Consider the following 7,707-nt stretch of genomic DNA (forward strand, 5'->3'; position numbering starts at 1 on the left):
ATCTCTTTTTTAAAGCTCCAATGCCAAAAATTTAGCTGTATGGCTAATTTTGTTATGTATGATTTCTTCTGGTGTTCCAGTACATAAGATCATACCACCCTTTTCTCCACCTTCCGGACCTAGATCAATTACATGGTCTGATACTTTTATGACATCCAAATTGTGTTCGATTACTAATACTGTATTTCCTTTATCTACTAATTTATTCAACACATACAATAAATGCTGAATATCCTGAAAATGAAGGCCGGTAGTTGGTTCATCTAAAATATACAAGGTATTACCTGTATCTCTTTTAGATAATTCAGTAGCTAGCTTTACACGCTGTGCCTCACCACCACTTAATGTTGGTGCGTGCTGCCCAAGTGTTATGTATCCTAAACCTACTTCTTGTAACGTTTCAATTTTGCGTAAAATACGAGGTTGATTGTCGAAAAACTCTACAGCTTGATCTACCGTCATGTTTAACACATCCGATATAGACTTACCTTTAAATCTCACTTCCAGTGTTTCTCTATTATAACGATTGCCTTTACATGTCTCACAAGGTACATATACATCTGGCAGGAAATCCATTTCGATCAATTTCATCCCCCCACCCTCACAGGCTTCGCAGCGTCCACCTTTGACATTAAATGAAAAACGCCCCGCTTTATATCCGCGAATCTTCGCTTCCGGCAATAATGCATATAGATTTCGAATCTCACCAAACACTTCTGTATACGTTGCCGGGTTTGAACGAGGTGTTCGACCGATAGGTGATTGATCAACTTCTATAACCTTATCAATGTGTTCTAAGCCTTCAACAGATTTATATGGCAATGCGTCTCTTCTTGAATTGAAAAAGTGTTTGTTTAATATAGGGAATAATGTATCATGCACCAATGTTGACTTACCACTGCCTGATACTCCGGTAATAGAAATCATTTTGCCCAATGGCAAAGTAAGTGTTACGTTTTTAAGATTGTTTCCTGACGCATTTTTCAACGTAAGCATTTTGCCATTACCTTCTCTTCTTTTTTCAGGAATTGCGATTGAGGTTTTCCCGGATAGATAATTTGAAGTAATGCCCGGCAATTTTAAAAACTCTTCCGGCGTACCTTGAGCTACCACATTGCCTCCATGCCTGCCTGCACCTGGCCCAATGTCGACGATGTAGTCAGAGTGAAGCATCATATCTTTGTCATGCTCAACAACCAACACCGTATTGCCTATATCTCTAAGATTTTTCAGTGCGTCAATTAATTTAACATTGTCACGCTGATGCAGTCCAATACTTGGTTCATCAAGTATGTATAAAACTCCTACAAGTTGAGTTCCAATCTGCGTTGCAAGCCTGATACGCTGTGCTTCTCCGCCTGAAAGTGTTCTAAGCGTTCTGTCTAACGTCAGATAATCCAACCCTACATCCAACAGGAAGCCCAATCTTTTTCTGATTTCTTTTAAAATTTCACTCGCAATCTGTAATTGCCGTTTATCTAATCTACTTTCTAAATCTTTCATCCAATTGGATAAACCGACGATGTTCATAGATGCTAATTCGAAAATGTTTTTATTGTCGATTTTAAAATGCAAGGATTCTTTTTTTAATCGAGCCCCATTACATTCCGGACATTTCGTGATAGTCACGTAGTCATTTAGCCACTTTTGCGTTTTTTCTGAACCTTCTTCTTGTTGGGATTTTAAAAAATTCAACACCCCATCAAATTTAAAATCTGATTCAGTCGTATTTTCATCTGTTTCTGTTCCGTACAATAGCACTTTCAAGGCATCTGCAGGTATGGACTTTACAGGAGTAGTTAAACTTGCTTTATTCTTTTTTAGAATAACCTCCAATTGTCTGAATATCCATATATCTCTATACTCCCCTAATGGTAATATTGCTCCACGGCTTACACTTAAAGATTTATCCGGAATTATGGTATCTTCTGTAATCTCCTCAATTACGCCAAGACCTTTACAGCAAGGGCATGAGCCGTAGGGTGAGTTAAATGAAAAAATATTGGGTGCAGGTTCATCATACGCAATACCTGACTCAGGATCCATCAAGAATTTTGAGAAGAATTGAGCCGGACCGTCTTTGCCTTTCAAGTGTGGCACTAGCATCATAATTCCTTTTCCTTGATCCAGTGCTGCCTTAACGGATTGCGCTACACGATACCTATCTGCGGGATCGACTTCAATTCTATCTATAACAATTTCAATGTCATGAATCTTATATCTATCGACTTGAAGCTTTGCGGTTATTTCTACTATCTCTCCATCAATACGCACTTTGGTATAACCCATTTTGCGTATCTGCTGAAACAATTCTCGATAGTGTCCTTTACGTCCTTTTATAACCGGAGCAAGAAGAGTGATCTTCTTTGATGCATAGTTTTCAAAAATAAAATCAATGATCTGATCCTCTGATTGACGAATCATTCTCTTTCCTGTTACATACGAATATGCTTCTCCAGCCCTCGCATATAACAAACGTAAAAAATCATATATCTCTGTAACGGTACCTACTGTAGAGCGAGGATTTTTAGATGTTGTTTTTTGCTCGATAGAAATAACCGGGCTCAATCCATTTATTTTATCTACATCAGGACGTTCCATATTTCCTATAAACGAACGTGCATAAGCAGAGAAGCTTTCCATATATCTGCGCTGCCCTTCTGCATATATCGTATCGAAAGCCAACGATGATTTTCCACTTCCACTTATACCTGTAATTACTACAAGTTTATTTCTGGGAATAACTAGATCAACGTTTTTTAGATTATGTTCTCGGGCGCCAAAAACCTCAATTGTTTCGTGCCCTGTGGTATCAATTATAGAAGATGTATTTGTATTGTTTTTCAATGGAGTCAGGCAGGTCTATATACAACATCTAATTTGCACAGACGTTTCCTTAAAAGCAAAAACTTTGCTGGTTGAATGCCATTTATTTAGAAGATATGGTTGTGAGGGAGTCTTTTTTTATACTCTTAGGTAAAGGAAGCTCTATAGTGTAAGAAGCTCCGGGAGTTTTAATCGTTAGCGTTTTCTTTAAAAGCCAGGGATTATAAAGATTTAAAACGAATAAATTTGTTCCATTAGATCTGGCAAATGCTTCTAGATCATTAATTGTATTAGTAACCTTAATGATGCGTACAGGTTCCCGTTTCCAGTTATAAAGCTTCACACCATACTTCGAGGGATGTTCAACCAAATCTTTTACTGCTAGCAATTTATATAAATACCTTGCAGTCTCACTATTTAATTCTAAATCATAATACTCCTCTTTGCCTTGTTTTTGCAATGCCCGCTGAATACCTCCCATTCCTCTATTGTATGCAGCAGCTGTCATTGTCCAGCTGCCAAATTGTTTGTGTGCTTGTTTGAAAAATTTACACGCTGCATGTGTTGATTTTATTGGATCTGATCGTTGATCAACTTCTTCATTAACCTCCAAACCCAATTCTCTTGCTGTTGCTTCTTTCAATTGCCAATAGCCTACTGCATCTTTAGAAGAAACAACATTTTTAAAATTGCTTTCAACCATCGCCACGTATTTGAAATCGGTAGGTATTTTATATTGAATTAAAATTTTTTCAATAACTGGCAGCCATATCATTGCATCTTTTAATAACAATGTTGTACTCTTATTTTTCTGGGTGTTATTTTTTAATTCTTTATAAAATGCATTGTATGCTTCCTTACTTTTAAAATGTACGGTTTCATTCGCAAAAATATTATTGAGCGGAATTTTATCGTTGAATGTTTGATGTCTGTACTCTTTATGCAATACGAAGTACTTATCTTTTTGTATCGTAGTGAACAATACAAAAAGTAATAAAAGGGTTATGGTAGAAAAAAACAGTATTCTAAAACGCTTTTTCACTTCTTTGAAATTACAGTAGTAATTAAAATACGAATTATTAGAATGTATGTTGTGTTAGAAAATCTATTTTTTTGCCAAATCATCCAATGCGCTTCCAAGTGTCGGGAATGAAAACTCAAATCCACTAGCTTCTATTTTAGAAGAAGATACCGGAATGCCCTGTATTACAGAAGCTGCCTTTTGCTTGCCAAGCAATATTTCTAATGCTATTGATGGTACATTGGGCATTAGGATTGGCTTATTTATTTTTTTTGCTGCTGCTAATGTGAATTCCTTATTTGAAACAGGATTTGGAGCAACCACATTGTATGCACCTGTCATAGTATCATCTTCTATGCTTTTTAAAATAATTCTGCATACATCCAGTATATGAATCCATGAGATTATTTGCTTGCCAGATGCCAACGGTGAGCCTACGAAATACTTTATGGGCATCATCATGGTTGGATATGCGCCACCTTCTTTGGCTAAAACAATTCCTATCCTAAGCTGAATTGTCCTGCCTATATCTTTAAACTTACTCGTAGTGTGCTCCCATTTTTTAGTAACATCTGCTAAAAAATCATTGCCTAAGATTGCATCTTCACCTAATGGAGAGGTATTGTATGAATTGCCATATATTCCAATTGCCGATGCACAAATAAACGCTTTTATTGATATGAACTCAGCAGCCTTTCTAACCAGAAGTTCTGTTGCTTTTATTCTGCTATCTGCTATTTCTTTTTTGAATTCTGAAGACCATCTCTTTTCAAATACTCCGGCTCCAGCCAAATGCACAACATAAGTAACGTCCTCGAATGCTTTTGCATCTATGTAATCATTTTTATAATCCCATTTGTAGCATGTAATTCCTTTTTTTACTCCCGAATTACGGCTAAGCCATACAACCTCATAGCCTGCATTTATAAGTAATTTGGTAAGTTCTGACCCTACAAGGCCACTTCCTCCTGTAATTAATACTTTCATTAGATATAAAATTGAAGATTTGTATATTGCATTTTGAATAAAGAATCTATTAAACACAACAAAAGCATGTCAAAGTAAGTTTAAGATCCTTATAACTACGATTAATATATGAAATTACTTATTACATTACTCATTTGTCTGAATTTAACTTTTTTAGTTACCGCACAAACGAAAAAGGAAATTGCAGTCATGTCGGGGCATTCAGAGATTCAACAGGTTGATCGCAAAGGGATGCAGGTTTTAATAGAACTGGATGAGAAATTTGTTTCTAAAAATTGGGCTCAAAAATTAAAAGAGTTTGGTAAGGTTGAAACAGATAAGGGTAATTTTATTTTACATGGAGCATCCATTCCGGACATTTCTACTGCATGTACTATTTACTCTAATGTTGTTAGTACTTCTAAAGGAGTGTTTGTGTTTTGGGCAATTGATCTTGGGTCTGAATATATTATTGAAGGGCACTCCAAATACGATGCTGCCAAAAAGAAGCTTCGCGATTATGCTGCGGGTATATATATTGCTGATGTAAATGTTCAAATAGCTGCTGCTGAATCTGCACTAAATTCAAGTGTAAAAAACCAAGAGAAGCTCGTTAAGTTAAGTGAGACATTGAAAAGCGATACTCAAAAAAATGCCAAAGAAAAAACAGAGCTTGAGAGAAAGATTGATGAGAATAGCAAAGAGCTAAAAGTACTGGAGTCTGAAGAATTGCGTGTTGAAGGCCGTTTGAAAGATGTGAAAGCTACAGAGAATCATGAAGAGCAACAGAAACTACTAAAAGAAAGCTTGTCGATTACGAATAACATAGAAAAGAATAAACAACAAAAAGTATCTCTTGAAAATAAATTAAAAGAAAACGAAAAAGACCGTTTGCAATTGATTGAAGATACCAAAACCAACGCTTCCAACATTGCAGCATCTAATGAAGAAGTTGCTAAAATGGCAAAGGCTGTTGAGGTTGTTAAAGAAAAGCTTAAGATATATCAATAGCTTTATTTAAGATTTTGATATAAATGGAAAGAGGTTTTATTCTTATAGAATAAAACCTCTTTCCATTTTACAGTAATTCGTATTAAGCTTTGGTAATGTTTACTTTTCGCAAAATTGTTTCTATGATCTGGCGTGTTGTAATTCCTTCCGCTTCTGCTTCGTAGTTCAAGATAATTCTATGATTTAAGATATCATAAGCTACTTCCTTGATATCTTCCGGTAATACATAATCTCTATTATTGAAGAATGCCATTGCCTTCGCTACACGGTTCAAATTGATTGCAGCTCTTGTTGACGCACCATAGAGAATATAAGAAGCTTCTGTATCCAATCCATAATCTTTAGGGAATCGGGTTGCAAAAACAAGTTCAATAATATATTTTTCTAAAGACTCTGAAATTGTTACTTTATTAATTTCATTTCGAATTGCCAATACATCTTCCTTCGAAACAATTTTCTTTACTTCATAATCAAAATTCATATTAGATACTCTGCGCATTACTTCTAGTTCTGAATCTTTATCTAAATAGGTTAAATGAATTTTCATCATAAAACGATCTACTTGCGCTTCCGGTAATGGATATGTCCCCTCCTGTTCAACTGGATTCTGTGTTGCTAGTACCAGAAACGGGCTATCTAATGGATACGTTGTATCACCGATGGTTACTTGCTTCTCTTGCATACATTCCAGTAAAGCAGATTGCACTTTAGCCGGTGAGCGGTTTACTTCATCTGCTAAAATAAAATTAGAGAATACTGGCCCTTTTTTAACTTCGAAATTACCTTTGTGCTGATTGTAAATCATTGTTCCAATCAGGTCAGATGGTAACAAATCGGGGGTAAACTGGATTCGTTTAAAGTCCAAATCCATAGTTTTTGCAAGCGTATTTACGCTTAATGTTTTTGCCAATCCAGGGACCCCCTCAAGCAATATATGCCCTCCTGTGCAAATACCTACAAGTAATCTGTTGATCATGTATTTCTGTCCAACGACAACCTTGCCTACTTCATCAATGACTTCCTTGATCTTGCTTCTATAATAAATAGATTTTTCTTCTGCCGAATTGAATTGCATAATATATTCTAGTGACTACCATTTTTTAAATACAAAGAATACCGCTAATGCCATGCATACCATAGCTGCAATATAATTCCATTGTAAGCGCTCTGTTTTAAAAACAACCACCGCAAATAGAGTAAAAACTGTAAGAGAAACAACTTCCTGTATAATTTTCAATTGAAATAAATTGAAGGGTCCGCCATTTCCTTCGAAACCAATTCTATTGGCAGGAACTTGAAATACATATTCGAAGAAAGCTATCCCCCAGCTTAATAATATAGCTCCTATCAGGCCCCACTTAGTCGCCCAGCTATCATTTCCTGCCTGTTGTAAGTGTCCATACCATGCGTACGTCATAAAAGCATTTGAGATGATTAATAGAAGGACTGTCCAGATTGAAGTCATATTTGATTTGAAATGTGAACTTGCAAACTATGAAATATAATTCATTCTGCCAATGCCATATGAATTATTAGCTCTGTGTACAGTTTGTAAAATACTCTAAAATGAAAAACCCCATCACTGTAGAGTGAAGGGGTTTTAATAATAAGTTGGCGGCGACCTACTCTCCCACATTTGACTGCAGTACCATTGGCGCTGTTGGGCTTAACTTCTCTGTTCGAAATGGGAAGAGGTGAACACCAACGCTATAACCACCATTAAGGATGTTGTCTGTAACTGTCAAGTTCCGTTGGAACTCCGCTGCAAACGATAATAGTTTGACCTAATGATTAGTGGTATATCAAAGTACTCTTGCAAAGAAAATTATCGGGTTATTAGTACTGCTCAGCTATGCCATTTCTGACTTTACACTTGCAGCCTA

The 7,707-nt window shown here is 36.1% G+C and carries 6 protein-coding genes and 1 rRNA gene; 1 reads left to right on the plus strand and 6 read right to left on the minus strand.

From position 1 onward, the window contains the following. Positions 1–9: 9 nt before the first annotated feature. The 3 genes from uvrA to A3EE_RS0109335 form a co-directional block, all read right to left on the minus strand. Positions 10–2,847 carry an excinuclease ABC subunit UvrA gene (gene uvrA / locus A3EE_RS0109325; RefSeq protein WP_018343179.1) on the minus strand — a complete coding sequence of 946 codons (2,838 nt, stop codon included), beginning with the start codon at positions 2,845–2,847 and terminating at the stop codon, positions 10–12. A gap of 82 nt (positions 2,848–2,929) precedes the next feature. Next, positions 2,930–3,868 (minus strand): lytic transglycosylase domain-containing protein, encoded by a 939-nt coding sequence (locus A3EE_RS0109330; RefSeq protein ID WP_018343180.1) that lies wholly within the window; start codon positions 3,866–3,868, stop codon positions 2,930–2,932. A gap of 63 nt (positions 3,869–3,931) precedes the next feature. Further along, on the minus strand, positions 3,932–4,834 hold the full coding sequence (locus tag A3EE_RS0109335; RefSeq protein WP_018343181.1) for a TIGR01777 family oxidoreductase: 903 nt from the start codon (positions 4,832–4,834) through the stop codon (positions 3,932–3,934). A 108-nt stretch (positions 4,835–4,942) separates the two neighbouring features. Between A3EE_RS0109335 and A3EE_RS0109340 the strand changes: the two genes are divergently transcribed. Continuing rightward, complete coding sequence (locus tag A3EE_RS0109340) at positions 4,943–5,824, plus strand: hypothetical protein (protein WP_018343182.1); 882 nt, start codon at positions 4,943–4,945, stop codon at positions 5,822–5,824. 82 nt (positions 5,825–5,906) lie between these two features. On the opposite strand, the gene A3EE_RS0109345 is transcribed toward A3EE_RS0109340, so the two are convergent. The 3 genes from A3EE_RS0109345 to rrf all read right to left on the minus strand — a co-directional run bounded on the left by A3EE_RS0109345 (position 5,907) and on the right by rrf (position 7,545). Further along, positions 5,907–6,899, minus strand: a complete 993-nt coding sequence (locus A3EE_RS0109345; RefSeq protein ID WP_018343183.1) for an AAA family ATPase — start codon at positions 6,897–6,899, stop codon at positions 5,907–5,909. Positions 6,900–6,914: 15 nt separating this feature from the next. Next, positions 6,915–7,289, minus strand: a complete 375-nt coding sequence (locus A3EE_RS0109350; protein WP_018343184.1) for a DMT family protein — start codon at positions 7,287–7,289, stop codon at positions 6,915–6,917. Between the two features lie 144 nt (positions 7,290–7,433). Then, positions 7,434–7,545: ribosomal RNA gene (gene rrf, locus A3EE_RS0109355) — 5S ribosomal RNA — on the minus strand. Positions 7,546–7,707 lie beyond the last annotated feature (162 nt).

Source organism: Cytophaga aurantiaca DSM 3654 (genome assembly GCF_000379725.1).
Lineage (GTDB): Bacteria > Bacteroidota > Bacteroidia > Cytophagales > Cytophagaceae > Cytophaga > Cytophaga aurantiaca.